This window comes from Halobacillus naozhouensis (assembly GCF_029714185.1).
Lineage (GTDB): Bacteria > Bacillota > Bacilli > Bacillales > Halobacillaceae > Halobacillus_A > Halobacillus_A naozhouensis.
The window spans coordinates 2,529,435-2,555,685 of the sequence record NZ_CP121671.1 but is presented as its reverse complement, the minus strand read 5'-3'; the positions used below and the strand labels follow the sequence as shown (position 1 = coordinate 2,555,685).

The following is a 26,251-nucleotide window of genomic DNA, read 5'->3' as shown; positions in this document are numbered from 1 at the left end:
GTATATAAGACAGAGTTGTGCATATGGTGTATTAAACAACTATGTTGATTTTAAATAGGGAGGGGACGATAGAGTGGGTAATCAGGAAGAACAAGTTTTTTCATTCCATTTAAATGAATCCTTACAGTTTAAGGGAGGACAGGGCGTTCGTGAACTGCTTGGCATTTCTTTAGAACCGGAAATTACGCTCGAAGATTTAGGAGATGAAGTCCGCTTAAAGGGGACTGTCATTCTAGCAGGCGAATATATGCCGGGGCAGGAAGAAGATAAATATGCAGATACAGCTCCGATTCAATCAGGACGGGTGGTTGATTTAATAGAGAGGGGGGAAGAGGGAGTTTACGAATTTTCTCATTCTTTTCCGGTCGAAGTGACGATTCCGGCGGATCGGGTGGAGGATACAGACCAAGTTCACATTAACATTGAAAGCTTTGATTATGAAATCCCGGCTGAACATTATCTTAGGCTAGAGGCTCAACTTAACATAAATGGCCTGAGACAAGAGCAGGCACCGCCAGTTCCTGAGCAAGAAGTATTTGATGAATCGTTAACGGTTGGACCTGTTGACTTTAACAAAGAAGAACCTGAGAGACCTGATACTTCGATTTTTGATCTTCAGGAACATCGAAAACTACATGAGCCTGAGCAACCAGAGGATATTGAAGAGGAAGAGGATGAAGAGGGAAGATGGTCCTATAAAAAATCACAAAGTTTGTCGGATTATTTTAAAGAAAATAAAATTGAGCATGTACAGGAGATTTCTTCTGAAAGCACGAGTGAATGGGAAGGAACGACAAACCATGTAAATGCGAGTGACACACCTCCCCATTCCACTCTCGCTTCGTACCAGGAAGAGGAAGAAAACGAAAATGAAGAAGAAGCATCCCCTTCATCTGGTGTAAATGGGATTAAACAGATATTTAAACATCTCTTTCCTAATCGGGAAGACTCCTACACCAAAATGAAAATGTATATCGCCCAAGATAATGAAACCATTGAAATGATTGCGGAAAGATATGAAGTTCCTGTTAAACAAATCGAGAAGATCAATGATTTGGAGGAAGATGTAACTCCTGGTCAAATCGTTTATATTCCGCATTAAATCCATTTTAAATGGAACGCTATATATAAGCCGATGAAGATACCTGTTAAGAAAACATCTAGTGTAGTTGGCCAAAATATGGTTCGGAACAGCTGATAAATCATAATAGGCAGAATGGCTCTTTCGATAATTAACAGCCAATGTCTGCACCATGGTGGGAGCCGGTAGCGATAGAAACGACTCATGATATGTTCCTCCTTTTATCATAAATGACAAGACGTGGATGGGCCGAGCAGCAATCATTCATTACAGGTTTTCTGACATTAAACAAATACTAAAGCCTAATTTAATAAAAAAAGTTGACTTCAACAGTGAATTCTATATACAATATGAAAAAGAATACCTATATGTGAAATGCCGTGATAGGGAAGAGTACATGAATAGACGCTCCAGAGAGGGAAACACGTGCTGAAAGTTTCCCAGCCAGTTTATTGATGGAAGGTCGCCCTGGATGCAGTTTCTTTGAAAGTAAAGTAGAAGAAGCCGGTTCAAAACCGTTATGAACTAATGAAGTGTACAGGGAATCCCTGTAAATAAAGGTGGTACCACGGATAGTAATCTCTTTCGTCCTTTTTATGGATGAAGGGGATTTTTTTATTTCACGAGATGATTAAAGGAGGAACAGATCCATGGAGGAAAAGGATGTAACCATGCCAACAAAGTATGATCCATCAGCAGTCGAAAAGGATCGTTACAAATACTGGGTGGACGGCAAATTTTTTGAAGCAACAGGTGATAAGAACAAGGAACCTTATACGATTGTTATTCCACCGCCGAATGTCACAGGCAAACTTCACTTAGGTCACGCCTGGGATACGACATTACAAGATATTTTGACACGCGTTAAACGGATGCAAGGATATGACGTATTATGGCTTCCTGGAATGGACCATGCTGGGATTGCCACACAGGCAAAAGTGGAAGCGAAGCTTAAAGAACAGGGAACAACCCGCTATGATCTCGGTCGAGAGGAATTTCTGGAGAAGTCATGGGAATGGAAGAAGGAGTACGCCCAGTTTATTCGTACCCAGTGGGAAAAATTAGGTCTCGGGCTTGATTATTCACGTGAGCGTTTCACACTTGATGATGGCTTATCCGAAGCTGTTAAGGAAGTGTTTGTAAAACTTTATGAAAAAGATTTGATTTACCGTGGAGAATATATCATCAACTGGGACCCAGCTACAAAAACCGCCTTGTCGGACATTGAAGTAGAATACAAAGATGTCCAGGGTGCTTTTTATCACATGCGTTATCCTTTAAAGGATGGGGAAGGTTCGATAGAGATCGCTACGACTCGCCCTGAAACAATGCTTGGAGATACAGCAATTGCAGTTCACCCTGATGATGATCGTTACAAACACCTCATTGGTAAGAAAGCAATTCTGCCAATTATAGGGCGGGAACTTGAAATTGTAGCGGATGACTATGTAGAAATGGAATTCGGATCAGGGGCAGTTAAAATTACTCCGGCCCACGATCCCAATGATTTTGAAATTGGTAACCGCCATAAATTAAAACGTGTCCTGGTTATGAATGAAGACGGGACGATGAATGATCAGGCTGGGCAATATCAGGGTATGGACCGATTTGAGTGTCGTAAGCAAATCGTCAAGGACTTGCAAGCGGAAGGTGTTCTTTTTGAAATAGAAGACCATTGGCACTCTGTTGGTCACTCTGAGCGTAGCGGAGCTGTAGTGGAACCGTATTTATCTACACAATGGTTTGTTAATATGGAACCGCTAGCGAAAAAAGCCATTAACTTACAAAGCGGGAATGATAAGGTTCATTTCGTCCCGGACCGTTTTGAGAAGACATACCTGCGCTGGATGGAGAACATTCGTGATTGGTGTATATCCCGTCAGTTGTGGTGGGGACATCGGATTCCTGCCTGGTACCATAAAGAAACTGGCGAAATCTACGTAGGGAAGAAAGCTCCAACAGACGCTGAGAACTGGGAGCAGGATGAGGATGTGCTCGATACCTGGTTTTCATCTGCATTATGGCCTTTTTCTACGATGGGGTGGCCTGATGAGAATAGTGAGGACTTCCAGCGGTTCTTCCCAACCAATGCGCTTGTCACCGGGTATGATATTATCTTCTTCTGGGTTAGCAGGATGATTTTTCAGTCGATTGAATTTACAGACCGTCGTCCATTTGAAGATGTGCTCATTCACGGACTAGTTCGCGATGCAGAAGGTCGTAAAATGAGTAAGTCGCTCGGTAACGGAGTCGACCCGATGGAGGTCATTGAGGAATACGGTGCAGATTCATTACGATACTTCCTTTCTACCGGCTCCGCTCCAGGTCAGGACCTGCGCTTCCAGTGGGAGAAGGTTGAATCCACGTGGAACTTCGCCAATAAAATTTGGAATGCTTCACGGTTTGCCTTAATGAACATGGGTGATTTAACATACGATGACATTGACTTATCTGGTGAAAAATCAGTGGCTGATGATTGGATTCTTACCCGATTAAATGAAACGATTGAGCAGGTAACACGGAATATCGACAAATACGAATTTGGGGAGGCAGGACGTCACTTATACAATTTTATCTGGGATGAGTTTTGTGACTGGTATATCGAAATGGCCAAACTTCCGCTCTACGGAGAAGATGAAGCCCGTATTCATACAACACGTTCGATTTTAGCTTACACTTTAGATCAGATTATGCGTATGCTTCACCCGTTTATGCCGTTTATTACGGAAGAAATCTGGCAGCATCTTCCTCACCTAGGAGAGTCGATCACTCAGGCTGCATGGCCACAGGTGAAAGAAGAGCATCACAATGAAACGGCCGTTGCCGAAATGGAACGATTGGTATCGATCATTCGTTCTGTGCGTAATATCCGGGCTGAAGTTGATACACCAATGTCTAAGGAAATTCAATTGATGATTCAAGCCAAGGATGAATCAGTGGCTGCAGAGCTCGAGAAGAACCGAAGCTATTTGGAGCGATTCTGTAATCCAAGTGAACTCGTTATTGGTACAGATCTCAAGGCACCTGAAAAAGCAATGTCTGCCGTAATAACAGGAGCAGAGCTTTATCTGCCGCTTGCTGGTCTGATTAATATCGATGACGAAATAAAACGTTTAGAAAAAGATTGGCAGAAATGGGATAAAGAAGTAGAACGTGTTCAGAAGAAACTTTCGAATGAAGGTTTTGTTAAAAAAGCCCCTGAGCATGTTGTCGAAGAAGAACGTAAAAAAGAACAGGATTATTTGGATAAACGCGGTAAAGTAGAGACTCGCATCAGTGAACTAAAAGCATAAAGCTATGGGAGGGTATTCAAGCGAATGCTCTCCTCTTTTTTGAAGGAAGGTCGTATAGATGAATTATGATGAAGCGTTACAATGGATCCATTCACGCGAAAAGTTCAAAGTTAAGCCTGGTTTAAATCGAATGAAATGGATGATGGAGAAGCTGGGGCATCCAGAGAAAAAAATAACATCTATTCATATTGCCGGGACGAATGGAAAAGGATCTACGTTGACATTTTTACGGAATTTGGTTCAGAAGCAAGGGTATACAGCAGGTAGTTTTACGTCACCTTATATCACGCGATTTAATGAGCGAATTAGCGTAAATGGGAATCCGATTGATGATGAGGAACTTGCGAACCTTGTCCTCGATATTCAGCCACTTGCAGAACAATTGGCGAACACGGTTTGGGGAGAGCCTACAGAGTTTGAAGTGATTACAGCGATGGCTATTCTATATTTTTCTCGTCAGCCCTTAGATTTTGTTTTGTTTGAAGCAGGTCTTGGAGGAAGGATGGATTCAACGAATATTATCCATCCGGCTCTATCCATAATTACAAATATAGGGTTAGATCATATGGGGATACTTGGCGACAGTTATGAACAAATCGCTTATGAAAAAGCGGGAATAATTAAAGAAAAAACCCATGTTATTACTGGAGCGGAACGAGACGATGTGCTTCATGTTATCAAACATAAGGCAGCGGAACAGCATGCTCCATTATTTACGATGGGTGAAAGCTTTACCAGCACTCACCTGAAAAGTGTACAAAATGGAGAATATTTTTCATTTTCAGCACCAGGTTACGGAGAGTCTTCTTTTTTCTCACCATTGAAAGGAGAACATCAAGTTAAAAATGCTTCCTTAGCCCTTTATGCAATGGAACTGCTTAAGGATGCAGGTTATAAAGTTGACCGCAGCCAATACAAAGCAGGCATAGAATCGACGTTTTGGCCAGCTCGTTTTGAAAGAGTTTCTGAGCAGCCTCAAATCATTTTGGATGGAGCACATAACCAGGAAGGGACTAAAGCATTAGTGGAGACCATGATCAAACACTATGATGATAAAAGGATTATCATCATGTATGCTGCTCTTCTTGATAAGCCTGTAAAGGAGATGCTGGCACAGTTAAAGGGAATAGCTGATGAGTTATGGGTAACCCACTTTGATTTTCCAAAAGCGATGGAGGCTGAAGAGATCTCTCAACTTGTCACCCATAATCGACTACACGTGCATACGAATTATAAGCAGGCTCTAGAAGAAATTTGTCCAACGATGAATGAATCAGACGTCTTACTTATTACAGGATCCTTGTATTTTATTTCCGCAATAAGGAAATTTTTTGAATAATAAGAACCTCTATGATAATATATAATTTATCTGAAACAGCCTTTATAGGAAAAATGACTTATGTAATGGGGTGCAACAGTAAACAAGTCAACGATTAACAGGTAATTTGATGTGGTTCACATTAATTAGATTTTTAGATTTTATGACCGGAACAAACAAAGCGGCCGTAATCGCGTGGCTGGTTACGAAAATATGAAATAAGCGGTTGAATAACTTTCTTCAACCGTTTGCTCTCCTTGAAAGTCATCGTACTTCAGAAAAATCTCTCCCAGAAATAACCCCCTATAAAAAATAAATAGAAAAAGGTGTAAGCATAATGACTACGGTTTTTAGCTTTTATTTTCTTATACTTGGCCTATTGTTCGGTTCTTTTTTTAATGTTGTCGGTTTGCGTGTTCCAAAAAGAGAATTTCTCAAACGAAAGCGCTCGTATTGTCCGAAATGTCTTCATTCATTATCTTGGTTCGATCTCATCCCCCTCATTTCTTACCTCTTCTTGGGCGCTCGATGCCGCTATTGTGAACAAAAAATTCCCCTCCTCTATCCACTAATGGAATGTGCCAGTGGAATCTCATTTATGTGTAGTTATATTCTGATAGGCTTCCGACCCGAATTAGCGTTAGCTCTATTGCTGATGTCTTTGCTCCATATAATTGTTGTAAGTGATTTAAGCTATATGATTATCCCGGATAAGGTACTCGTCTTTTTCTTCATATTGATCATGATTTACCGTGTACTCGCACCCTCAGGGACATGGTGGACGGCCATCCTGGGTGCTTTAGTTGGTCTGATGGGGACAGCTGTAATTATTATGGTCAGTCGCGGGGGGATGGGGGGAGGCGATATGAAACTGCTAGGGTTAATTGGATTCGCTTTAGGAATAAAGCTGTTACTAGTCTCTTTCTTTTTAGCTGTTGTAATGGGAGCAATAGTTTGTGTCGTTCTTCTTCGAACTGGTTTGATATCCAGACATCAGCCTTTTCCATTCGGTCCTTTTATCGCAGCAGGTACTATGACCTCCTTTTTCTCAGGTGCACAAATAATTGAATGGTATATAACTCGATTCTTTCTTTAACAGGGAAACTTGTCGAAGGACACATGACAAAATTCAGCTAGTTTTTTATAAACCTTGTGATAGGGTTGGTAGAAACCCAAGCAGGAGTGATATAGAATGAGCCGAAATAATAAAATCTCTATTTCCTTACGAAAAAAAGAAGATCCGATTAGTCAAGAAATCGTCCAAGCTAAAAAAGAGCAGGCAGCTTCTACTAATGCTAAAGACTCCTATGATTATTGGGGAGAATCGACGCAGATGCACGTACATGAAATGCCGCATAAAGGGAAAAAACCGAGCAGTCCATCGTTTATGAAGAATATAGGATTATCTATTGCTACAGCATTGGTGATTAGTTTGGCTCTTGGTTTTTTATTGTTGCGAATGTTTGTATCTGTTACAGATGAGGCGAGTCCAACTAGTGGAGCAGCCAACGCAGACATGAAGGCTGTCCAGTCCACTCCTTCAGCTACCGTTCCCGTCGATTTTCCCGGCTTAGATAAATTAATCGTCCAGGCTGGAGTTTTTTCAAGTGAAGCCAAAGCTAATGAATGGAAAGCGGACTTAACTGAACAATCTCTGCCGTCTGTCATATGGGAACGCGAATCCCAATATTATTTACTTGCAGGAAGTGGAGCTAATCAAGCAGAAGTCGAACTGATTGCAGCAGAACTTTCAGCTGGTGACATCCCTACTTACATTAAAACATGGTCTGTTTCAGCTGGAAATGTAGAGGTTTCTGAAGCGCAGTCTTCTGTCGTGAATACTATTATCCAACATTTAGAAGGAAAGTCTCTTGCAGATGTCCCTGTAAAAGAAAGGAAACAGCTGCTGAAGACGTGGCAAGAAACAGAGCATGCAGACGGGAATTTCACTAATGCCATAAAAAAGTGGGCGAATGAAGGAGAAAACGGGATTGTTTGGCTTATGTTTGCGAAGGCGCTTGAGCAAATGAAAAAATAGTAATAATCAGAACAATGCTTCTTTTAACTGCTGTGAAAAATCAACCTTCACTTACGAATTCGACTATTTCTCCCAAGTCATGAACAGTCATAAATAGAAAGTAGATAATCTTATGCAGCTTTGTTTTTGTGTAAACTATAGGTACCTCAAAAGAAAGGACGTGTCCCTTTGCCTGACCTTATTCTAGGCTCGGCTTCACCTCGAAGGAAGGAGCTCATGTTACAAGCTGGTTTTTCCTTTGAAGTCCGCTCAAGTTTATTGGATGAAGTGATTTCAGAAGATATGAATCCAGAAGACGTCGTACAGAACCTTGCAGAACAAAAGAATACTGCCATTTCTCGATCGGCAAATGAAGTGGTCTTGACCGCCGACACGATCGTTTATCAAGGGACACAATTGCTGGGAAAACCCGAGAGCTATGATGAGGCCTATTCTATGTTGAAACAGCTAAGTGGTAGTTGTCATAAAGTTTATACGGGGGTTTCGATTAGGGACAGCTGTCTCTGGGTCTCCTTCGTAGTAAGTACAAAAGTTTATTTTTGGACATTATCGCACGATCAGATTGAATGGTATTTAAGCAAACAGGAATCATTGGACAAAGCTGGAGGATATGGAATTCAAGGTTCAGGGGCACTTCTGGTAGAAAAAATTGAAGGGGACTATTTTAATGTTGTCGGGTTACCTATTTCAAAATTAACGAGGGAGCTGACTGCTTTTAAGATCGCTCCTGGCTGACCTTCTTTCTTTTGAGGAATAGATAAGAAGGGATGCGAAGCGTCAATGGCTGAAACAAGTATCATGATTAAAGATGTACCCAAACAGGATCGGCCGAGAGAAAGGTTAATAGAGCTTGGAGCAGCTCAGTTATCAAATCAGGAACTACTAGCTATTTTGCTAGGGAGTGGTACGAAACAAGAATCTGTCACTTCCCTTGCGCAGAGGCTGTTGATTCATTTCGAAGGGGTTATACTTTTAAAAGATGCGACCATTGAAGAATTAACGGCCATTCGAGGGATTGGGGCAGCAAAGGCCGTTCTTATTCTTTCGGCTATTGAGCTTGGACGAAGAATTCAGCAGATGAAACCTGTGGAAAGGTATATGATTCGCAGTCCGGAAGATGGAGCAGATTTCGTAATGGAAGAAATGCGTGAACTAAAACAGGAACACTTTATCGTTTTATTTTTGAACACGAAGAATCAGGTTCTCCACCGTCAGACAATTTTCATCGGAAGCTTAAACGCCTCGATTGTACACCCGCGTGAAGTCTTTAAGGAAGCAGTCAAACGTTCGGCTGCTTCAATTATTTGTGCCCACAACCATCCTTCGGGAGACCCTACGCCATCACAGGAAGATATTCATGTTACCAGGAGATTGCAAGAATGTGGTAAGATGATTGGGATAGAATTATTAGATCATCTTGTAATTGGTGACAGAAAGTTCATTTCATTAAAAGAAAAAGGATACTTGTAACACTATCTATTTTCTATGATTTTTCGTATAATTAAATTGATGAACTATATGAGCGCCATTTATAAGGACTATCTTATAATTGGCGCTTCTTCTCATAAAAATTAGATGTTCTTCCTGTTTGGTAAAACGGGTTTTAGAAAGGAAGATAGTATTGGGTTTATTTGGATTTTCTCAAGATTTAGGAATTGACCTGGGAACTGCAAATACATTAGTTTTTTTAAAAAATAAAGGAATTATTTTACGCGAACCTTCCGTAGTGGCGAAGAATGCTCATACAGGAGATATAGAAGCGGTAGGAAATGATGCAAGAAACATGATTGGACGCACACCTGGATACATAACTGTTGTTCGACCGATGAAAGACGGTGTTATAGCTGATTATGAAACAACAGCTCAAATGATGAAGCATTATATTAAACAAGCCCTAAAAACACGTTCTACATTTGCCAGCAAGCCAAATGTCATGGTATGTGTGCCCTCTGGCATCACTATGGTAGAAGAACGTGCTGTGATTGATGCAACAAAACAGGCAGGGGCAAAAGATGCTTTTCCCATTGCGGAGCCATTTGCTGCAGCAATTGGAGCAGGCATGCCTGTATGGGAGCCGACAGGCAGTATGGTTGTAGATATTGGGGGAGGTACGACAGAAGTAGCCATTATCTCATTAGGAGGGATCGTAACGAGCCAATCTATCCGGGTGGCTGGTGATGAAATGGATGATGCAATTATCCAGCATGTTCGTAAAACGTATAACCTCATGATCGGGGAAAGAACGGCCGAAGAAGTGAAAATGGAAATTGGCGGTGCAGGAAATTTCAAAAGTAATGAAGAAATGGATATTCGCGGTCGTGATCTGTTAAGTGGGTTACCGAAAACCATTACCGTTAAATCCGAAGAAATCGTTGGCGCACTTCATGATACAGTAGAATCTATTGTGGAAACTGTCAAGAACACCCTGGAGAAAACACCACCAGAGCTGGCTTCAGACATTATGGAGCGGGGAATCGTCCTGACTGGTGGCGGGGCTCTCCTAAATAACATGGACTCTATTATTAGTGAAGAAACGAACATGCCTGTCTTCATAGCGGATGAGCCCCTAGACTGTGTAGCAATAGGTACAGGAAAATCTCTGGAATACATTCAACACTTTAGATCTCAACCTAATGTAGCGTCTCGCCCGAAACCGGAATAAGGAGCCGCATTTATGCCTTCTTTTATTCGCAGAAAAAGACTGATGACCGTGTTAATCGGTTTCGTCATCTTAGTAGTACTTATAGGTTTTTCAATGAGAGATCGTACTGAATTAACTGTTCCAGAAAAGTTTATTCAGGATACGGTGGGCTGGGCTCAATCTATTTTTCACTCACCGATCCAATTAATAACGAATACAACAAACAATATCCAAGATATGTTCCATGTTTATGAACAAAATGAAGTTCTGAAATCACGTCTAGCTGAGTATAAAGGACTTATTCAAAAAAATCAGCAATTGAAGAAAGAAAATGAAGAATTAAGAGCAACGATTGATAAGACAGAATCATTAAGTGATTACACTCCTATTCAAGCTACAGTCATTGCGCGCAGTTCTGAACGGTGGTTTGAACAAATGACAATCAATCGAGGAGAAGAGCACGGAGTGGCTAAGGATATGGCTGTCATTACGAGTGAGGGCATGGTAGGCAAAATCAAGTCTGTTGGTGCTTTCCACTCTACTGTCCAGCTGTTAAGTGGTTTTGACCGCTCGAACAAAATCTCTTCATGGGTTGTTCGAGAGGGCGAAGATAATGTGTTTGGCTTAATTGAAGGATATGATAAGGAAAGCGGGCGTCTGCTTCTAGAGGGGATTAAACAGGATGTTGAGCTTAAAAAGGGAGATGTAGTGATCTCATCTGGCCTTGGCGGTGTTTTCCCTAAAAACCTTAGAATTGGTAAGATTGATAAAGTGGTCAACGATCAATTTGGTTTAACTAAAACCGCTTATGTTGAACCTTTTGCAGATTTGTTTGATATCAATCACGTCATGGTAGTTGATCGGGACATGCAATCCATCCCGGAGGAAGAACAAGGTGGAGGGGAACAACAATGAGGCGCTATATAATCCCCGCCGCCCTGTTCATCCTACTCGCTTTACAAGGGATGGCCATGAGTTTATTACCAGCCAATATCGTTTATTCTGATCTACTAATAACTCCACATTGGGTGTTATGCTTAATTGTCATCATTGCCATCTTCTACGATAAAGATCATACCTATCATGCGATTTGGTATGGTATAATCTTTGGTTTGTTAATTGACGTAGTATATACAGGAGTGCTCGGAGTTTATATGGCTACATATGCTATGACTGCTTATGTTTTGCACGGGCTAAAGAAGTTAGTTCATGCAAACTTTATTGTGACTTCATTGTTAGCGGTGCTTAGTGTGGCTCTAGCTGATACGATGCTGTACATGATCTATTCTTTTGTGCAAGTGACGACGATTTCATGGGGCACTTACGCAACATTACGGCTGCTCCCGACAGTTGCGGGCAATATGATATTTTTCATCATTTTATATCCATGCGTGAAAAGTCGATTAGAGCAATGGTCAGAAGATTTAACCAGTGCGTAAGAGAGAAAAGGAGAATTGTTTAAGACTTTGAGGTGAGGGCTTGTGGCAGTGAATGGTCAAATTGTAATGATAAAAGGAACAAGAGATGGATTAATTCTTCACTTAAATGATCAATGTTCATTTGAGTCGATCATACATGAACTTGAACAGAAGCTTTCCGTTAATGGAGTGGATCATGATGAACCTATGATCCGGGTAACTATCCGGATAGGGAAACGGTATTTAAGTGGTCAGCAACAAGAAACGTTAAAAGAAATCGTCCGGGAAAAACAGAGGCTGGTTGTAGAAGCTATTGAATCGGAAGTTATGACCAAGAAGGAAGCACTTGCGTGGAAAGAAAATACCGAAGTCACACCTATTGTAAAAACGATTCGCTCAGGTCAAGTTTTCGAAGTCCGTGGCGATATGTTATTAATCGGCGATGTAAATCCCGGAGGACAAGTGATGGCTACAGGTAATATTTTTATTATGGGACGCTTAAGAGGGGTGGCACATGCAGGAACTCAAGGCGATGAACAGGCAATTATTGCTGCATCCTACATGAAGCCTAACCAGCTTCGGATTGCGGACCAATTATCTCGCGCCCCTGATTATGAGTCAGAAGGAGTTTATATGGAGTGTGGCTTTGTTGACGAAGTGAAAGGCAGCATTCGAATTGAATCCTTACAGGAAGTTACGAGAAGAAGACCGGATTTGGCTAGTTTTGAAAGGAGAATGCTTAATGGGTGAGGCTATTGTAATTACTTCTGGAAAGGGTGGAGTTGGGAAAACAACGACTACAGCTAATCTGGGAACCGCTCTGGCTCTTCAGAATAAGAAAGTATGCCTTGTAGACACCGACATTGGGCTTAGAAACTTAGATGTAGTGATGGGGCTAGAGAATCGCATCATTTACGATATTGTAGATGTAGTAGAGGAACGCTGTAAAACAAAGCAAGCATTAATTACAGATAAACGATTTGATTGCCTTCATTTATTACCGGCCGCTCAAACATCGGACAAATCTGCGGTTACGCCAGAAGGTATCAAAGCTATTGTTGATGAACTGAAACAAGATTATGACTATGTTATTATCGATTGTCCGGCAGGAATCGAACAGGGCTATAAAAACGCGGTGTCTGGAGCGGATCGAGCCATTGTCATTTCCACTCCGGAGAAATCTAGTGTCCGAGATGCCGATCGTATTATTGGGTTATTGGAACAGGAGGATATTGAACCGCCGAAGCTCGTAATCAATCGAATCCGGAATCATTTAATGAAAAATGGCGATATGCTGGATGTAGATGAGATCGTTAACATTCTCTCTATTGACTTACTAGGCATCGTAATTGATGATGACGCGGTCATCACAGGGTCTAATAAAGGTGAGCCTGTTGCGCTTCAGCCGAATACAAAGTCATCGCTGGCTTATCGAAATATTGCAAGACGAATCTTAGGAGAATCTGTCCCGCTGTTAAGCCTGGAAGAAGATTTAACTCTAATGGCCAAAGTTAAGCGTTTTTTCGGTTTACGCACTTAGCAACACGTATATAAACGGCATTCCTTCATGGTGTTGGAATGTCGCTTTTTTACGTTGATTTCATAATCTCTTTATTTTCAATAAGTGGAAATATATTTTTGTTGAATTCAAACGATTCATATTCACGATCTACTCCCCATAGACTGATAGAAAAGGTGTAAGAGAGAAGGGGTTAGAGTGAATAGAAATATTGACTATGTACGTAAAAGTATAGCTCAACGCAAAAGAAATAAAGTGAAGTCAACTGGTTACGACCCAGTCAGCAGAAGAATTGCACCACCTCAAGACGAAGAGATGCATGGGTTCCCGCCCATCGTAACGGGTGGATTTCCAGGTGCTCCTACAAGTAAAAAGCGATCTTCTTATTTAGGTGTACAAGTTATTTGTTCAGTTTTGTTATTTACAGGGATGTTCGTTAGTCAAAAAACGAATTTGGCCATTACTGCAGAGCCTGAGGCATGGGTGGTGAACCAGCTTGAAGAGGAGTTCCCATTTGCGAGTGTAACTGCTTGGTATAACGAGCGGTTTGGAGACCCTTTGCAACTTGTTCAGTCTAAGGATGAAAACCAGAGCAAGGGGTTAGCTCTGCCCGTGAATGGAACGGTGACCGAACCCTTTCAAAATCACGGGAAAGGAATTGTAATGACAACAGATGGCGGATCTGCCGTGAAGGCGGTTAAGGCAGGAACTGTAATTTTTGCAGGGAATGATGAGCAAACGAATAAAACCGTTATTGTTCAGCACAAAGATGGAACAAATACGATTTACGGTTTTCTATCTTCCATTAATGTTCATTTATACGAGCATATAGAGGCACAAGAGGCAATTGCGCAGTTAAACCCGGCAGAGGGCGAAACAAAAGATTTTTTCTTTGCGGTTAAAAAGGACGAGCAATACCTGGATCCGATTCAGGTCATAAAAGTTGATGAAGGGTCTGAGTAATCATAAACAGAGTACGCATTCATCCCTTATTTTTCCTGCTGGCCTTTTCTGCCTTCCTCACTGGTGCGTTTTATGAGTTCATCGTTTTATTTTCAATCGTTGCCCTCCATGAATGGGGGCACTTTTCCACAGCTCGTTCCTACGGGTGGCGCGTTTCCCATATTGAATTCTGGCTGTTCGGCGGTGCGGTGGTAAGCGACGAACATTCAGCCAAACCATTCAAGGAGCAGGTACATGTTATTTTGTCAGGTCCACTTCAACATGTATGGATAGCTGTCCTGCTTTTTTTACTTCAAACTTTCATCGGTCCTCATCCGCTATTAGACACCGCCGTTCATTACAATCGGATTATCTTATTATTAAATTTGTTACCTATTTGGCCGCTTGATGGCGGCAAGTTATTGTTCTATGTTTTAACACAGTTGATCTCTTTTCAGAAAAGCATAAAGGCAACATTGTGGGTCTCCTTTTCCTGTATATTATCCACCATCGTCATCCTCCTCATAGAAGAAAGAATGACACTTGCCGGAATGCTCTTAGCTGGTTTTCTGGTGGTAGAAAACAGCCTGGAGTGGAAGCGGCGAACGTTTACGTTCATGAGATTTCTGATGTACGGTGTTCGAAGAGACCAAGAGCACTTAAAGGTCAAATATTTGTCTATTGACCCAAATACTCCTGTTCGGAGGGTTCTTAAGAATGTACATGCGAATCGCCGACATCTATATATATTGAAACGAAAACCAGGTTTATATATAGTAGATGAACAAGAATGTCTTCGAATGTTTATCGAACAGAAGAAGACAAGTCTTCGGATGGGAGATCTGCCGAAAATTTTACACTAAAAGAGGGGTCAGATGAAGACAATTGCCGTACAAACACAGACAAGCGAGCAAGTAGGGATTGTAATTGAAAATAACGAAATCGTTGAATATATATCAACTCGCCCGAAGGTCAAAACGCTTTCGGGTTCAATTTATTTAGGAAAAGTCAGCCAAATCAATAAAGGCTTGCAAGCAGCTTTTATTGATTTTGGCGAAGAACGTAAAGGGTTCTTAAGAAAGGAAGCTATTCCATGGGCAAATGCTTCGATCGAGAGGACACTAACTGAAGGACAATTACTAGTCGTACAAGTAACAAAAGAACCACTTGGAGAAAAAGGGGCTCAGCTTAGTGCTGATATTACTATTCCCGGACTGTTAGTCATTTATCAGCCTTTTGGAAAAAGAGTCTCAGTCTCAAAGAAGATGGATTCGGTACAGGCAGGGGAATTGAAATCATTGCTCAATGAGCAGCTTCATTCAGATGAAGGAGTGATTATCCGTACTGCTGCTGCAATCGTTTCAGTAACGACAATTATGAATGAAATAAATCAGCTGAGAAAACAGTGGAAGGAGCTTCTGCCTCATGAGTCAGCTGCTAAAATTAGTAAAATACTTGAGGATCCAATTTTACCTGATCAGCTGATTCGCAAGCATCCGTTATCACAGGTACAAGAAATTATTTTGGATGATAGTCAATTAAGTCAGTCCATTAAGAACCGCTACCCTGTGCTTGCGGAAAAAGTTAAATGGGTCAAAAGCATTTCTGGCTACACCGGAAAATCAATTAATGAAGTTCAATCGCAGCTTATCGAGCCTGTTGCACGAACAGAGCAAGGAATGGAATTGATCATTGAGCATACAGAAGCCATGACAGTGATTGATATCAACAGCCACAAGTACAAACAGAAAACCTTATCATCTTCTCACAAGCTGGAAATGAATAAGGAAGCGGCGAAAGAAGTGGCTAAGCAAATCCAACTGCGAAATATCTCAGGAATGATATTAGTTGACTTTATATCTATGCAGGAAAAAAAACATGAGAAAGAACTGCTTCGGTTCATGAATACAGCAGTCAAAAAGGACCCAGTTGTTGTAACTATTGTAGGGATGACAAAACTTGGCTTAATGGAAATCACAAGGAAACGAAACTGGACGAATGTAATCAGGGAATTAACGGCTCAACAAACACCTTCCTTTTCAAAAGACACACTTCTTTTTCGCTTAGAGCGTGAGTTATTAGAAAGTGTACAGAGTGAATCTGCGCTTGTAGCGATTTCGCCAAGCCTTTACGAGCTGAAAAAACAATTGCTTTCTTACGATATTTCTAGTAAAATTCCACAGGAGCTATTTGTTAGGACGGACCCTGAGGTTACGGGATGGCAAATAGAGCTTGAAGGGTCATTAACTATGATACGTGAAGCCATCAAACGGCGCGGGTATCATGTTGACAACTTGTTTTGATCTGTGGTAACATCAATATGTTATATAAGTAGCACTTTCATGCTACAACCGCACAGAACAGGTTTTGAAACCGTAAATCGGTACCTGAATGGCGAGTCTGAGTGAATTTAAGGAGGTGCAAGTATGTACGCAATTATTGAAACTGGTGGTAAGCAAATCAAAGTTCAGGAAGGCCAGGAAATCTACGTTGAGAAAGTAAACGGAGAAGCTGGGGAAACTGTTACTTTTGATAAAGTTCTTTTCGTAGGCGGCGACGACACAAAAGTCGGTGCTCCTTTCGTAGATGGTGCTTCTGTAACGGCTAAAGTTGAAAAACAAGGTCGTCAAAAGAAATTGACTGTCTTTAAGTATAAGCCGAAAAAGAACTACAAACGCAAACAAGGTCACCGTCAACCGTACACGAAACTTGTTGTTGAGAGTATCAAGGCGTAAGGGATCCTGACGATGATTAATGTATCTATGTTTCGCAATCATGGAGACATCACAGGTTTTGAAATTACGGGGCACGCGGAGAGTGGACCTTATGGACACGATCTAGTGTGTGCTGCAGTTTCCGCTGTATCCTTTGGTGCAGTGAATGCCATTGAAAGTCTCTGTGATACTCAACCTGAAGTTGCACAAGGCGGGCAAGGCGGTTATTTAAAGATAACTTTGCCGGGAAATTTAGATGGAATTGCCCATTCTAAAGCCCAGACTTTGCTGGAAGGCATGCAGGTTTCACTTGAAACGATAGAAAATGAATACAGCCAATATATTAAAATCACACAAATGTAAGGAGGTGCAAAGCCATGCTACGTCTAGATTTGCAGTTTTTTGCCTCTAAAAAAGGTGTAAGTAGTACAAAAAACGGTCGTGACTCTGAGTCTAAACGTCTTGGAGCGAAACGTGCAGACGGACAATCTGTAACAGGTGGATCTATCCTTTACCGTCAACGTGGAACCAAAGTATATCCTGGTGAAAACGTTGGACGTGGAGGAGATGACACACTATTCGCTAAAGTGGACGGTGTTGTTAAGTTCGAACGTTATGGACGTAACCGCAAGAAAGTGAGCGTTTATCCTGTAGCACAGGAAGCTTAAATTCAATATAGTATGTTTCATACGTAAACATGTAAGTCGCGCCTATGCCTATTGCATAAGCGCGGCTTTTTCTTGTATTACATCTTTCATCCCGTTCATTGCCGAACTCTGTCGTGTTTACCAGGGAGCTTGCGCTTTCGTTCATAAAATCATTCAGTTTCTCGCCAAACTTTGCTATACTTTTTAATAATATGCAGGGTAGGGGGCTGTTTTATTTGAGTAAGGAAGAGATAATTGCCATACTAAGGCATAAGCGTCATGACTGGATGAATCAAATTCAATTAGTCCAAGGTTATGCTTCCATGGGAAAAATGGATAAGCTCCAAATACAGCTCAACAAGATATCTCATGATTCGGAACAAGAACGAAGATTGTTGAATAGTGGTGCTTATGAATTCACTGTTTGGCTGCTTACATTTAATTGGACCCAAGAGCAATACCGCTTAGTGTATACGATCCAGAATAATGTTGATTTACCCCGTCATGACCAAAAGATGACGGCTTATGCGAAACGTTTACTTATTTTGTTGGATGAATTCAGTAAAAAAGATGAACTTTATGAAGGAAGTGTCCAAGTTTATCAAGGGGCTGGCAGCCACCAGCTAGGTATAACCTGGGAATGGAAGGGAAACTTTACATATCCCATGCAATTGAATAAAAAGCTGGAACAGGAAGGGTTTATCGCCTTTTGCGAGGAGGATGAACTTTCCGTTGAAATGACGATAGAATAAGAGGTGATCACAATGTTTGTGGATCAGGTCAAGGTATTTGTTAAAGGCGGCGATGGAGGAAATGGATTAGTAGCCTATCGCCGTGAAAAATATGTTCCAATGGGTGGCCCTGCCGGCGGTGACGGCGGGAACGGAGGAGATGTTGTTTTTGAAGTCGATGAAGGCTTAAACACGCTCATGGACTTTCGTTATCAACATCACTTTAAAGCCAAACGCGGGGAAAATGGAATGAACCAGAAACAGCATGGAAAGAATGCTCAACCCCTGGTCGTTAGTGTTCCGCCTGGCACTACAGTAAAGGATGTGGAGACAGGAAGAGTTATAGCAGATTTAACGGAGCATAAACAGTCAGCTGTTATAGCTAAAGGCGGTCGTGGCGGCCGTGGGAACGCCCGGTTTGCAACACCGAGGAATCCAGCGCCGGAAATAGCAGAAAACGGGGAGCTGGGAGAGGCTCTGGACGTACAAGTTGAACTGAAGCTGCTGGCTGATGTTGGTCTTGTAGGTTTTCCAAGTGTCGGTAAGTCCACTTTTCTTTCAGTTGTAACGGCGGCTAAACCAAAGATTGCCGATTACCATTTCACTACTCTGGCTCCAAATCTGGGTGTAGTTGAAAGTCAGGATCACCGTAGTTTCGTGTTAGCTGATTTGCCAGGATTGATCGAAGGAGCACACGAAGGGGTAGGTCTAGGATATCAATTTTTGAGACATGTCGAGCGTACGCGACTAATCCTACATGTAGTTGACATGGCATCACTTGAGGGACGAGACCCTTATGAGGATTACGTAACAATTAATCATGAACTTTCCTCCTATGATGAACGGTTAGCCAAACGCCCTCAAATCATTATTGCTAATAAAATGGATATTCCTGAAGCGAGAGAAAATTTAGCTTCTTTTAAGGAGAAAGTCGGTAATGTACCCATTTTTCCTATTTCTACTGTGACAAGAGACGGATTGGATGAACTGTTGTATGCGGTAGCAGATCGTCTGGATGAAATCCCTAAGCAGGAAGAGCAGCCAATTGAGGAAGTCGATGAACGCGTTGTATATAAGTTTGAAAAAGAAGAAGCTCCTTTTAAGGTTACTCGTGCTGATGATGGAGCCTATGTTCTTTATGGGGAGAAAATTGAGTCTGTATTCAGGCGCACCGATTTCTCTCGAGATCAGTCCATCAATCGGTTTGCCAGACAAATGCGTGGCATGGGTGTGGATGAAGAGCTTAGAAAACGAGGAGCTAAAGATGGAGATACGGTTAGGCTTCTTGATTATGAATTTGAATTTGTTGATTAAGGGGGTAGTGTAATGGCGGATTACAATGAGCAATTTTATTTAGTCCGTAGCGATATTCTCCCTGATGCTATGAGGAAAACGATCGAAGCAAAGGAATTACTGGAACGCGGCAAAGCGGAATCCATTTTTGAAGCTGTTCAACATGTTGATCTTTCCCGCAGTGCTTTTTATAAATACAGGGATGCTGTCTTCCCGTTCCAGGCGATGGTTAAAGAGCAGATGATTACATTATTCTTTCATTTAGAAGATCGCACCGGGACGCTTTCAAATCTATTATTAACGGTGGCAGAGTCAGGCTGTAATATTTTAACCATTCACCAAACAATTCCATTGCAAGGGAAAGCAAACGTAACGTTGTCTTTAAATACAACAGGAATGACTTATTCCATCGAGAAATTATTACAAAAGCTTCATAAATTGGACTTCGTAGATCGGGTGGAGATTTTAAGTTCAGGAGCTTAAGGTTAGGAGAAGTGAAGGCTTTATGCAACGAGTTGGATACCTTGGACCAAAAGGGACATTCACTAAAATGGCTGTTGATGCCTTCTTTGAAGAAGGACCATTTATCGGTTATGAAAACATCCCAGCATGTCTTGAAGCGGTGGAGCGCGGAGATGTGGACTTAGGGGTCGTGCCGCTTGAGAACTCTATCGAAGGTTCCGTACATTTAACCATTGATTATTTGATTCATGAAGTGAACCAGGCTGTGGTTACAGAGTTAACCGTACCGATCCGCCAGCATTTTCTCGTTCATCCTGATTATAATGGCGAAGAACTGACACATATTTATTCACACAACCAGGCAATTGCTCAATGTCAGCAATATCTTTATAAGAAATATCCAGAAGCTGAAATAGCGTACACGGCCTCTACAGCTAAAGCCGCCGAGGTTGTTGTTGAACAAGGGGTTCATACGGCTGCTATTGGAAATCATCTAGCTGCAGAGCAAAATGGTTTGAACATTTTAACACATAATATCCATGATTATGACAATAATCATACAAGGTTTGCTGTGGTTCAAAATACGCCGGTGCCACTCGAGACAAAAACCCACAAGCCAATGAAACACAAAACTACCGTGATGATTACGTTGCCGAAGGATTATGTGGGAGCCCTTCATCAAGTACTTTCAGCATTTGCCTGGCGAAAAATGAACCTGTCTAAAATCGAATCCAGACCGATGAAAACAGGACTTGGCAACTATTTTTTCTTAATAGACGTTGATCAACCCTATGACGAGGTGTTGTTCCCTGGGGTAAAAGCAGAACTAGAAATGTTAGGATGTACGTTTAAACTGCTTGGAACCTATCCCAGCTACTTATTAGAAATGGATCCAGTTGCAAATAAGTAACGAAGAACCCGTATTTTTCATTTTCATGTTGAAAAATGCGGGTTTTTGTTTTGAATCTCCAAAAATAAATATAGGCAAATTCATCAACCTTTTCTGTTTCGTTGCATAGAGTGTTATGAAGCTATTATTGTCTTATCGATTATAGATCACAGGAAAGGAGTTGCAACTGTGAGAATTCACATTGTACAAAAAGGTGATACACTTTGGAAAATATCAAAAAAGTATGGAGTTGATTTTGAACAACTTAAAGCGTTAAATTCCCAACTTTCCAATCCTGATATGATTATGCCGGGAATGAAAATCAAGGTCCCTCAGGGGTCGAAATCGGTGAAGAAAGAAGCTCCTAAAAAGGAAGCACCAAAGAAAGAAGCACCGAAAAAAGAGGCTCAGAAGAAGAAAGAAGCACCAAAAAAAGAGGCTCAAAAGAAGAAAGAAGCTCCTATAAAGAAAGAAAATGCTGCCAAACACCCTTATAAGGATCAATCTCCTAAACCGATTCCTGTTATTAAAGAAGATGAAAAAATGCCTAAGCCTCAGCCTAAGTCTCAACCGATTAAGGAAAAGCCCATGATGCCGGTACAGATGCCTATGCCAGAGAAAACAATGCATAATTATTATACAACATTTCATTTACCTGAGATGCCTGCACCAGAAAAACCTGAGCAGAAGCCGGCGTCAAAAGATTCTCAACAGCAGCCAGCCTCAAAAGATTTTATGCAAAATCCAATGTCGAATGCACCTCAACAGCAGCCAGCAACAAACACTCATGAACAAGAATACAGTATGGGTCCCCCGGATAATGAAGAATATTATATGCCTATGCAGCATATGCCGACATACCCAATGATGCCACAGGGTCACATGATGCCCCAAGGCCACATGATGCCGCAAGGTCAGTTGGTTCACAGTGATTGTTATTGCTGTCCACCTCATCCGTATCCGATGATGCAGCAACCTTATCCCCCGCAGCAAATGATGCCATGGCAGGGAAATGAAATGGAATTTCCCCCACAACATCATATGAATCTGCCTGCACAACAAATGCCAGATTCAGGCTGTGGATGTGGTGATCCTCACAGTCCGCAGATGCATGGATACCCTCAGCCTCAGATGTACGGCGGTTATCCGGATCCATTCATGAATCCGCAAGTGGGTGGATGGTCACACCAGCCAATGTTTGCAGACCCGCATATGGGAGGAGGAGCTCATCAACCTTGTCACGGAGATCCGCAAGTAGGAGGGTGGCATCAGCCGCCAATGAAAGGGGATCAAATGGGGGGAGCACAGTACCCTGAAGGACCCATGCAAAATTGGAGTGGAAACCAGCCATGGCGAGATGATGATGAAGATGACGAGTAAAGATAGAATGGGCGATTCTTTTACGGATCGCCTTTTTAATTGGCTTTATACGGGCGTTAAGATGAATGTCACCTATCATTCAACCATTAAACCTAAGATATATAAAGCTTATTATAATGGAATGCCAGTTCTGATCAAGGGATATCGACGCTCGAGAGTATTAACTCAACAAATTCGTTTTTTTAAAAGCTGGTATGATGCTGAAAAAATGGCTGCAGTGCCTGTGCCTTTTCCGGATGGAAGCTATACGAAAAACAATTTTGGCTGGGAATGGGGAATATTCAAATGGATTGATGGGAGACATGCTAATTTTAAATGGCAGGAAGACCGATTTAAAACTTATGCTATAATGAGGCGATTTCATCGGACCACACAAGGAATTTCCTTAGTCTCTATACCAAGAGATCCTTTGTATGTAAAATGGGGCCATCGTCTCAAACAATTTGAAGACACGAAAGATGTGTTTATGACCCATAGGAAAAAAACATTGTATGATGAAATTCACATTACGATGGTTAAACAGCTTGCTCTTTTTGCAGATAACCCCTGGGGGGAACTAGAGGAGAGGGCATGGCAAAAACATGTTTGGATTCATGGAGATGTCGCTCATCATAACTTTATAATAGATGCTCATCATAACGTTAAGATCATTGATTTTGACCTATTATACAATGGTCCAAAGCTCTATGATGACATACAGTTAGCGCAACGGTTTCTACCACATATGGAAGAGTACAAATCCGAGTTCTTTACACTATTCAAGAAAATGGAATACCCTCGCTTGTGGTTACAAGGCGTTTTAGTCCCTGCTGATTTACTGAGAGAATGGCTCTATGGCTATCGGAAATGTCTGGAGGAAGAGATTTCTATATCCTCTCATCTAAACAAGTTGGATCAGGCATGGCAGAGACGTAAGAGGTTTGTTCGTTACACAGAATATATGCTAAAATAAAGCATTATTAGTGTGAAAGGATGAACAAACTCGTGCAGGAAACAGTAGAACAAATTGTGAGCTGGTTACATGAAAAAGTAAAAGAAGCAAACGTTGATGGTTTACTAGTAGGGGTTAGCGGAGGAATTGATTCAGCAGTTGTGGCTCATTTAATTAAACAGGCTTGTCCCGAGCAATCCCTAGGGGTAATTATGCCTTGTAAAAGCCAGCCTAGTGATCAAGAACATGCTCATAAAGTCATTGAGTCGTGCGATATATCCTCGCTGACCGTTGACCTGACAGAAACACACCGGGTTATGTTTCCCTCTATACAGCAAAAGCTAAGAGATTTGGGGACATTAAATGAAGACCAGCAGCAGCTGGCTGATGCAAATTTACGTGCACGTCTCAGAATGAGTACTCTTTACACAGTTGCAACCAATCATCGTTATCTTGTCGTAGGTACGGATAATGCTGCTGAATGGCACACGGGTTACTTCACAAAGTTTGGTGATGGTGGTGTGGATCTTGTTCCACTTGTCCATTTGACTAAAGGAGAAGTAAGAGAAATGGCTAAACATCTAGGGGTCCCTGATGAAGTGATTCATAAACAGCCAAGTGCCGGCCTCTGGGAAGGTCAAACAGATGAGAATGAAATGGGAACGAGTTATGAAATGATTGATAAATACTTAAAAGGTGAGCAGGTCCCCGAAAAAGATTTAGACATTATTGACCGCTTGCATAAACGTTCACAGCATAAACGCCAGCTACCTGCTGCTCCGTCTCCAACAATTACCTAATATTAACTGAGTAAATCATTCTTCTTAGTCCATAGTAATGGTAAAAGGAGAATGTTTTTATGTGGAAAATAATTGCTATATCTTTAATGAGCGGGATATTTCTCGTTGCTTGTCAGGCTGATGGACCAGCGAAGACTGGTAATGAAAGTTACTTCTATGAACCAGTTGAGTACGGAAAAGAGGACGCTCCAAAGCACGAAGGAAAAATTCCAACAGGTGAAGAAAACTACTTTAAGCGTAGCACGGATGAGGAAATGCGCGATTCAAAATATAGTGAAACGAACAAGTCTCACGATAATGATTTCAATAATGAGGAATCCATGGAGATTACCCAGGCCGTCAACGAATTAACAGAGGTTACTCAAACCCAGGCGTTTACAAACGGTGAAAGAGTATATGTGGCTGTTATGATTAATCCTCATGATCGAAGGAATGGCAATGTGATCAAGGAGGTACGCCAAAAGGTCGAGTCTATGACTGACCTTCCGGTTACGGTCTATTCAAACAATAGTCAATGGGAAGATATGAAAGACTTGAATGCAAGGTTGAAAGCTCAGCAAATGCCGAAGAACCTTAGAGAAAGAATCAAACAGTTTTTTCAGCAGAACGATTAATCTGGATTGTTTAATATCCATTTCCAAATGTGGTATATTGTTATAGGAAAAACTTGCTCCAAGAGAGGAGAAATACCTATGGCTGGACATTCGAAATGGAACAATATTAAACGTCGTAAAGGAGCGCAGGATGCCAAGCGTGGTAAGTTGTTTATGAAGCTCGCTCGTGAGATCTTTATGGCTGCAAAAGAAGGCGGCGGAGACCCGGAAATGAATTCAAACCTTCGTTTAGCAGTAGATAAAGCAAAATCCAACAATATGCCAAACGATAATATAGACAGGGCTATTAAAAAAGCAACTGGAGATCTGGATGGCGTTCATTACGAAGAATTCACTTACGAAGGTTATGGACCAGAGGGCGTAGCCGTTATGGTTAAGGTGCTCACTGATAATAAGAACCGAACGGCTGCTGATGTCCGTCATGCCTTCAATAAAAATGATGGAAATCTTGGTGAAAACGGCTGCGTTGCCTTCATGTTTGACCGCAAAGGTTATCTTGTCATCGATAGACAAACAACGGATTCAGATGAAGATGACATGTTGCTTGAAGTGATAGAAGCGGGAGCAGAAGAAATGGAAACTAATGAAGAACAATTTGAAATTTTCACGGCACCTGAAGATTTTACAGAAGTCAAAGGAGCCCTCGAAAAAGGCGGGTATACCTTTCAAGCTTCAGAAGTGACGATGTTCCCAAGCACCTATACGCCTTTAGATAAAGAAGGCGTTGAAAAAATGGTAAAGCTGATCGATATGCTTGAAGATAATGATGACGTGCAGGATATCTATCATAATTTAGATGCGGATGATGAAATTCTCGACGAGCTCTCTTAAAATGAAATCCTCCTGATAATAGCTTCTGTTTCTGTACATACTAGAAACAGAAGCTATATTTATTTGTGAGGAGGATCAAGATGTTTCGATGGATTTATGGAGTTATGCTTATTCTTTCGTTTACTGTATGGCAGGTTTACGGGATAGATCATGAAACGTTAACCAGTGAAGAGTTGCCCAAACAACGATCTGTGGAAAGGAAAGCAGAAATGGCATCTTCTGAACCTAGTCACCAAGAACCGGTCATCTTTCATGTTGTTACAAAAAAGCATTATATAGACGGGGTAACAGAAATTACCGAGGAACAAGAGGTCATTTGGTCAATGGAAGATTTCTGGTCGAAGTATCGTGACTGGACAATTGAAGAACATAAGCGCGAGAATATGGTTTTTTCGAAGCAAGTAAATAGTATTTCGCCAATTACGGAGCAACAGGGGTACTTTGGAGTAACAAAGGACGGGGAGCTAGCAGTCTTTCAGGGAGCACCTTCGAAAGGAAATGTAATGGAGTCTTTTAATCCTATTCCACTAAAGCCTCTTGAGGCAAAAAGTAAGCTGAAATTAGCGGATGGAATTAAAATCACCAGTTCTGAACATTTCCAGCAAGTTATTAGTCAATTAACTAATGAAGAGGGGTTGTAATGGAGGCTAGTGGCCAGTGATCTACCGACCCTTTCTATAGTTGATGAAAAAAATAATCATGTTGATTA

The 26,251-nt window shown here is 41.5% G+C and carries 29 protein-coding genes, 1 pseudogene and 2 other annotated features; of the genes and pseudogenes, 29 read left to right on the top strand and 1 reads right to left on the bottom strand.

The genetic code is table 11. The features are described 5' to 3' along the window. The first annotated feature begins 73 nt into the window (after positions 1 to 73). Positions 74 to 1,102 (top strand): stage VI sporulation protein D, encoded by a 1,029-nt coding sequence (gene spoVID / locus P9989_RS13470; RefSeq protein WP_283075409.1) that lies wholly within the window; start codon positions 74 to 76, stop codon positions 1,100 to 1,102. Here the strand turns inward: spoVID and P9989_RS13465 are convergent. Next, the gene (locus P9989_RS13465; RefSeq protein ID WP_283075408.1) at positions 1,099 to 1,287 is read right to left on the bottom strand and encodes a hypothetical protein; all 189 of its coding nucleotides are present in this window, start codon (positions 1,285 to 1,287) and stop codon (positions 1,099 to 1,101) included. The genes spoVID and P9989_RS13465 overlap by 4 nt on opposite strands. 165 nt (positions 1,288 to 1,452) lie before the next feature. After that, positions 1,453 to 1,677: a binding site (T-box leader), on the top strand. Positions 1,678 to 1,731: 54 nt separating this feature from the next. Between P9989_RS13465 and P9989_RS13460 the strand changes: the two genes are divergently transcribed. From P9989_RS13460 to P9989_RS13325, 28 genes and pseudogenes are all read left to right on the top strand, one after another. Further along, the gene (locus tag P9989_RS13460; protein ID WP_283075407.1) at positions 1,732 to 4,374 is read left to right on the top strand and encodes a valine--tRNA ligase; all 2,643 of its coding nucleotides are present in this window, start codon (positions 1,732 to 1,734) and stop codon (positions 4,372 to 4,374) included. A 58-nt stretch (positions 4,375 to 4,432) separates the two neighbouring features. Continuing rightward, entirely contained in the window at positions 4,433 to 5,713 is a 1,281-nt protein-coding gene (locus tag P9989_RS13455) for a bifunctional folylpolyglutamate synthase/dihydrofolate synthase (protein WP_283075406.1), read from the top strand. Between the two features lie 316 nt (positions 5,714 to 6,029). Next, a pseudogene (locus P9989_RS13450) lies at positions 6,030 to 6,245 on the top strand (prepilin peptidase); the annotation flags it as partial. Between the two features lie 45 nt (positions 6,246 to 6,290). After that, positions 6,291 to 6,788, top strand: a complete 498-nt coding sequence (locus tag P9989_RS13445) for a prepilin peptidase (protein WP_283078916.1) — start codon at positions 6,291 to 6,293, stop codon at positions 6,786 to 6,788. 96 nt (positions 6,789 to 6,884) lie between these two features. Continuing rightward, positions 6,885 to 7,730 carry an SPOR domain-containing protein gene (locus tag P9989_RS13440; RefSeq protein ID WP_283075405.1) on the top strand — a complete coding sequence of 282 codons (846 nt, stop codon included), beginning with the start codon at positions 6,885 to 6,887 and terminating at the stop codon, positions 7,728 to 7,730. 216 nt (positions 7,731 to 7,946) lie between these two features. Then, on the top strand, positions 7,947 to 8,465 hold the full coding sequence (locus tag P9989_RS13435) for a Maf family protein (protein WP_283075404.1): 519 nt from the start codon (positions 7,947 to 7,949) through the stop codon (positions 8,463 to 8,465). Positions 8,466 to 8,510: 45 nt separating this feature from the next. After that, positions 8,511 to 9,200: a RadC family protein gene (gene radC / locus P9989_RS13430; protein ID WP_283075403.1), complete on the top strand. Its 690-nt coding sequence runs from the start codon at positions 8,511 to 8,513 to the stop codon at positions 9,198 to 9,200. Between the two features lie 151 nt (positions 9,201 to 9,351). After that, on the top strand, positions 9,352 to 10,392 hold the full coding sequence (locus tag P9989_RS13425; protein ID WP_283075402.1) for a rod shape-determining protein: 1,041 nt from the start codon (positions 9,352 to 9,354) through the stop codon (positions 10,390 to 10,392). A 12-nt stretch (positions 10,393 to 10,404) separates the two neighbouring features. Continuing rightward, positions 10,405 to 11,286 (top strand): rod shape-determining protein MreC, encoded by an 882-nt coding sequence (gene mreC / locus P9989_RS13420; RefSeq protein WP_283075401.1) that lies wholly within the window; start codon positions 10,405 to 10,407, stop codon positions 11,284 to 11,286. Further along, positions 11,283 to 11,810: a rod shape-determining protein MreD gene (gene mreD / locus P9989_RS13415; protein WP_283075400.1), complete on the top strand. Its 528-nt coding sequence runs from the start codon at positions 11,283 to 11,285 to the stop codon at positions 11,808 to 11,810. The genes mreC and mreD overlap by 4 nt, the downstream gene beginning before the upstream one ends. 42 nt (positions 11,811 to 11,852) lie before the next feature. Further along, positions 11,853 to 12,539 carry a septum site-determining protein MinC gene (minC, locus tag P9989_RS13410; protein ID WP_283075399.1) on the top strand — a complete coding sequence of 229 codons (687 nt, stop codon included), beginning with the start codon at positions 11,853 to 11,855 and terminating at the stop codon, positions 12,537 to 12,539. Next, positions 12,532 to 13,329 carry a septum site-determining protein MinD gene (gene minD / locus P9989_RS13405; RefSeq protein ID WP_283075398.1) on the top strand — a complete coding sequence of 266 codons (798 nt, stop codon included), beginning with the start codon at positions 12,532 to 12,534 and terminating at the stop codon, positions 13,327 to 13,329. The genes minC and minD overlap by 8 nt, the downstream gene beginning before the upstream one ends. A 177-nt stretch (positions 13,330 to 13,506) precedes the next feature. After that, entirely contained in the window at positions 13,507 to 14,271 is a 765-nt protein-coding gene (locus tag P9989_RS13400) for a M23 family metallopeptidase (protein WP_283075397.1), read from the top strand. Further along, positions 14,271 to 15,113, top strand: coding sequence for a site-2 protease family protein (locus tag P9989_RS13395; RefSeq protein ID WP_346274906.1), 843 nt, complete (start codon positions 14,271 to 14,273; stop codon positions 15,111 to 15,113). Before P9989_RS13400 ends, P9989_RS13395 begins: the two co-directional genes overlap by 1 nt. Before the next feature lie 12 nt (positions 15,114 to 15,125). Further along, positions 15,126 to 16,553 (top strand): ribonuclease E/G, encoded by a 1,428-nt coding sequence (locus P9989_RS13390; protein WP_283075396.1) that lies wholly within the window; start codon positions 15,126 to 15,128, stop codon positions 16,551 to 16,553. A 36-nt stretch (positions 16,554 to 16,589) separates the two neighbouring features. Next, positions 16,590 to 16,662: a sequence feature (ribosomal protein L21 leader region), on the top strand. A 14-nt stretch (positions 16,663 to 16,676) separates the two neighbouring features. Beyond that, entirely contained in the window at positions 16,677 to 16,985 is a 309-nt protein-coding gene (gene rplU, locus P9989_RS13385; RefSeq protein ID WP_079530404.1) for a 50S ribosomal protein L21, read from the top strand. A 12-nt stretch (positions 16,986 to 16,997) separates the two neighbouring features. Beyond that, entirely contained in the window at positions 16,998 to 17,327 is a 330-nt protein-coding gene (locus tag P9989_RS13380; RefSeq protein WP_283075395.1) for a ribosomal-processing cysteine protease Prp, read from the top strand. A 14-nt stretch (positions 17,328 to 17,341) separates the two neighbouring features. Then, complete coding sequence (gene rpmA / locus P9989_RS13375; protein WP_079530402.1) at positions 17,342 to 17,632, top strand: 50S ribosomal protein L27; 291 nt, start codon at positions 17,342 to 17,344, stop codon at positions 17,630 to 17,632. 215 nt (positions 17,633 to 17,847) lie between these two features. Continuing rightward, positions 17,848 to 18,363: a Spo0B domain-containing protein gene (locus tag P9989_RS13370; protein ID WP_283075394.1), complete on the top strand. Its 516-nt coding sequence runs from the start codon at positions 17,848 to 17,850 to the stop codon at positions 18,361 to 18,363. A gap of 12 nt (positions 18,364 to 18,375) precedes the next feature. Then, positions 18,376 to 19,656, top strand: coding sequence for a GTPase ObgE (obgE, locus tag P9989_RS13365; protein WP_283075393.1), 1,281 nt, complete (start codon positions 18,376 to 18,378; stop codon positions 19,654 to 19,656). Between the two features lie 12 nt (positions 19,657 to 19,668). Further along, positions 19,669 to 20,118 (top strand): ACT domain-containing protein, encoded by a 450-nt coding sequence (locus P9989_RS13360; protein ID WP_283075392.1) that lies wholly within the window; start codon positions 19,669 to 19,671, stop codon positions 20,116 to 20,118. A gap of 22 nt (positions 20,119 to 20,140) precedes the next feature. Then, a complete protein-coding gene (gene pheA / locus P9989_RS13355; RefSeq protein WP_283075391.1) occupies positions 20,141 to 21,007 on the top strand; it encodes a prephenate dehydratase in 867 nt (288 codons plus the stop codon). Positions 21,008 to 21,175: 168 nt separating this feature from the next. Further along, positions 21,176 to 22,366, top strand: coding sequence for a SafA/ExsA family spore coat assembly protein (safA, locus tag P9989_RS13350; protein WP_283075390.1), 1,191 nt, complete (start codon positions 21,176 to 21,178; stop codon positions 22,364 to 22,366). Beyond that, a complete protein-coding gene (locus P9989_RS13345) occupies positions 22,323 to 23,318 on the top strand; it encodes an aminoglycoside phosphotransferase family protein (RefSeq protein WP_283075389.1) in 996 nt (331 codons plus the stop codon). The genes safA and P9989_RS13345 overlap by 44 nt, the downstream gene beginning before the upstream one ends. Before the next feature lie 32 nt (positions 23,319 to 23,350). Next, positions 23,351 to 24,097 carry an NAD(+) synthase gene (gene nadE, locus P9989_RS13340; RefSeq protein WP_283075388.1) on the top strand — a complete coding sequence of 249 codons (747 nt, stop codon included), beginning with the start codon at positions 23,351 to 23,353 and terminating at the stop codon, positions 24,095 to 24,097. A gap of 59 nt (positions 24,098 to 24,156) precedes the next feature. Continuing rightward, complete coding sequence (locus P9989_RS13335) at positions 24,157 to 24,711, top strand: YhcN/YlaJ family sporulation lipoprotein (protein WP_283075387.1); 555 nt, start codon at positions 24,157 to 24,159, stop codon at positions 24,709 to 24,711. Positions 24,712 to 24,789: 78 nt separating this feature from the next. After that, a complete protein-coding gene (locus tag P9989_RS13330) occupies positions 24,790 to 25,542 on the top strand; it encodes a YebC/PmpR family DNA-binding transcriptional regulator (RefSeq protein ID WP_283075386.1) in 753 nt (250 codons plus the stop codon). Between the two features lie 80 nt (positions 25,543 to 25,622). Next, the gene (locus tag P9989_RS13325) at positions 25,623 to 26,183 is read left to right on the top strand and encodes a BofC C-terminal domain-containing protein (RefSeq protein WP_283075385.1); all 561 of its coding nucleotides are present in this window, start codon (positions 25,623 to 25,625) and stop codon (positions 26,181 to 26,183) included. The last annotated feature ends 68 nt before the right edge of the window (positions 26,184 to 26,251 follow it).

Excerpts from the sequence above, each read along its gene's own strand:
- P9989_RS13465 (WP_283075408.1), bottom strand. The coding sequence starts at position 1,287 with ATGAGTCGTTTCTATCGCTACCGGCTCCCACCATGGTGCAGACATTGG.
- P9989_RS13460 (WP_283075407.1), top strand. The coding sequence starts at position 1,732 with ATGGAGGAAAAGGATGTAACCATGCCAACAAAGTATGATCCATCAGCA.
- P9989_RS13455 (WP_283075406.1), top strand. The coding sequence starts at position 4,433 with ATGAATTATGATGAAGCGTTACAATGGATCCATTCACGCGAAAAGTTC.
- P9989_RS13445 (WP_283078916.1), top strand. The coding sequence starts at position 6,291 with ATGTGTAGTTATATTCTGATAGGCTTCCGACCCGAATTAGCGTTAGCT.
- P9989_RS13440 (WP_283075405.1), top strand. The coding sequence starts at position 6,885 with ATGAGCCGAAATAATAAAATCTCTATTTCCTTACGAAAAAAAGAAGAT.
- P9989_RS13435 (WP_283075404.1), top strand. The coding sequence starts at position 7,947 with ATGTTACAAGCTGGTTTTTCCTTTGAAGTCCGCTCAAGTTTATTGGAT.
- radC (WP_283075403.1), top strand. The coding sequence starts at position 8,511 with ATGGCTGAAACAAGTATCATGATTAAAGATGTACCCAAACAGGATCGG.
- mreC (WP_283075401.1), top strand. The coding sequence starts at position 10,405 with ATGCCTTCTTTTATTCGCAGAAAAAGACTGATGACCGTGTTAATCGGT.
- mreD (WP_283075400.1), top strand. The coding sequence starts at position 11,283 with ATGAGGCGCTATATAATCCCCGCCGCCCTGTTCATCCTACTCGCTTTA.
- minD (WP_283075398.1), top strand. The coding sequence starts at position 12,532 with ATGGGTGAGGCTATTGTAATTACTTCTGGAAAGGGTGGAGTTGGGAAA.
- P9989_RS13390 (WP_283075396.1), top strand. The coding sequence starts at position 15,126 with ATGAAGACAATTGCCGTACAAACACAGACAAGCGAGCAAGTAGGGATT.
- rplU (WP_079530404.1), top strand. The coding sequence starts at position 16,677 with ATGTACGCAATTATTGAAACTGGTGGTAAGCAAATCAAAGTTCAGGAA.
- P9989_RS13380 (WP_283075395.1), top strand. The coding sequence starts at position 16,998 with ATGATTAATGTATCTATGTTTCGCAATCATGGAGACATCACAGGTTTT.
- rpmA (WP_079530402.1), top strand. The coding sequence starts at position 17,342 with ATGCTACGTCTAGATTTGCAGTTTTTTGCCTCTAAAAAAGGTGTAAGT.
- obgE (WP_283075393.1), top strand. The coding sequence starts at position 18,376 with ATGTTTGTGGATCAGGTCAAGGTATTTGTTAAAGGCGGCGATGGAGGA.
- P9989_RS13360 (WP_283075392.1), top strand. The coding sequence starts at position 19,669 with ATGGCGGATTACAATGAGCAATTTTATTTAGTCCGTAGCGATATTCTC.
- pheA (WP_283075391.1), top strand. The coding sequence starts at position 20,141 with ATGCAACGAGTTGGATACCTTGGACCAAAAGGGACATTCACTAAAATG.
- P9989_RS13335 (WP_283075387.1), top strand. The coding sequence starts at position 24,157 with ATGTGGAAAATAATTGCTATATCTTTAATGAGCGGGATATTTCTCGTT.
- P9989_RS13330 (WP_283075386.1), top strand. The coding sequence starts at position 24,790 with ATGGCTGGACATTCGAAATGGAACAATATTAAACGTCGTAAAGGAGCG.
- P9989_RS13325 (WP_283075385.1), top strand. The coding sequence starts at position 25,623 with ATGTTTCGATGGATTTATGGAGTTATGCTTATTCTTTCGTTTACTGTA.